The organism is Novosphingobium aerophilum, from assembly GCF_014230305.1.
Lineage (GTDB): Bacteria > Pseudomonadota > Alphaproteobacteria > Sphingomonadales > Sphingomonadaceae > Novosphingobium > Novosphingobium aerophilum.
The window spans coordinates 1-1,526 of the sequence record NZ_JACLAU010000099.1 but is presented as its reverse complement, the minus strand read 5'-3'; the positions used below and the strand labels follow the sequence as shown (position 1 = coordinate 1,526).

At 64.5% G+C, this 1,526-nt stretch carries 1 protein-coding gene; it reads right to left on the bottom strand.

Annotated elements, in window-relative coordinates:
* Positions 1 to 75: 75 nt before the first annotated feature.
* Complete coding sequence (locus H7F49_RS19165; RefSeq protein ID WP_185685147.1) at positions 76 to 1,449, bottom strand: transposase; 1,374 nt, start codon at positions 1,447 to 1,449, stop codon at positions 76 to 78.
* Positions 1,450 to 1,526: the final 77 nt, after the last annotated feature.

Genomic DNA, 1,526 nt, shown 5'->3' with positions numbered 1-1,526 from the left:
GATGCTGTTGAAAAAGTCGCTTCTTGGTTGAAGCGGAGGGTCTTGATTGAAGCGGGCGCGCGCGGATGCCGGAGCTCATGCCATCGCCGGCTGCCTTGCGAGGCTGATCTTGGCGAGCTTGCGCAGGTTCTGGGCGGCTGCGGCGAGATGGAATTCGTCCCGGGCACCATTGGGTCCGCGTAATCGCAGCCGGTCGAGCCGCATGATCCGCTTCAGGTGAGCAAACAGCATCTCGACTTTTTTGCGCTCGCGGCGGGAGGCGATCCATTCCTCTTCCTGTGACAGGGCCCGAGCCAGATCGCGTGCGCCTTCGTGGATTGAACGGGTCACCTTGCGAGCTGGCAGGGTGGGTGTGCATCGAGGCTTGAGGGCGCAGCTGCTGCAGTCTTGCTGGCGGGCTCGGTAGCGAATGAAGCCGTCCTGGTCCGCCTCTGGTCGCGGCGAGGTGAAGTTGCGGTTACGCGGCCGCAGGCGCTTGCCGGCCGGGCAGATATAGCTGTCATCCTCGTGATCGAAGGTGAAGTCGCTGCGCTCGAATGCGCCATCATTCCTGGCGGACTTGTCGAATACGGGCACGTGCGGCTCGATGCCACGCTCGTGCACGAGCCAGGCGAGCATGCCAGCCGAGCCGTAGCCGGTGTCGCCGATCAGCTTACGGGGCCATAGGCCATGGCGGTCGGCTGCCCGCTCGATCATCCGCTTGGCCGCGGTCACCTCGGCCTGGCGCACCGCCGTGCTCGCCTCGACCTCCACGATGACCGCATTGTCGACGTCGATCAGATAGTTGGTGGCGTAGCAGAAGTCAGCACGGCCGCCGTGCGCCTGGGTAAAGCGGGCTGCGGGATCAACCGGCGAGACCCGCTTGGGCTCGACCGGAGTTGCGCCGCCGAAAGCGGCATCGTCGAGTACGGCGAAGTACTCCTCGACGGCACGCCCGGCCTGACCAGCGCCAAGGCCCTGCGGCCCCTCGACATACTTCTGCCGGTTGGCTTCGGCCCGGATCAGGCTGGCATCGACCGCGAAGCCGTCTCCGCCGACCAAGCCCTCCTCGATGCAACGCCGCACGGTGGCTTCGAACAGCTGGCGAAACAGGTCGCTCTCACGGAAGCGGCCATGGCGGTTCTTCGAGAAGGTCGAGTGATCCGGCACGTCGCCATCGAGACCGAGGCGGCAGAACCAGCGGTAAGCCAGGTTGAGGTGCACCTCCTCGCACAGGCGGCGTTCCGACCTGATGCCGAAGCAGTAGCCTACGATCAGCATCCGCAGCATCAGCTCAGGGTCGATCGAAGGACGGCCGATCGCGCTGTAGAACCCTCGCAGGTGCTCGCGCATGCACGACAGGTCCACGAACCGGTCGATCGCCCGCAGTAGATGATCAGCCGGAACGTGCCGATCCAGGCTGAACTCGTAGAACAGGGCCTCCTGCGCCATCCGGCGCTCGCCCATCATCGCTTGGCGTCCTTCAGCATTCTGATGCTGAATCAGACGCTCACACCCAGTGCAAGGCCGACTTTTTCAACACTATC

Excerpts from the sequence above, each read along its gene's own strand:
- H7F49_RS19165 (WP_185685147.1), bottom strand. The coding sequence starts at position 1,449 with ATGATGGGCGAGCGCCGGATGGCGCAGGAGGCCCTGTTCTACGAGTTC.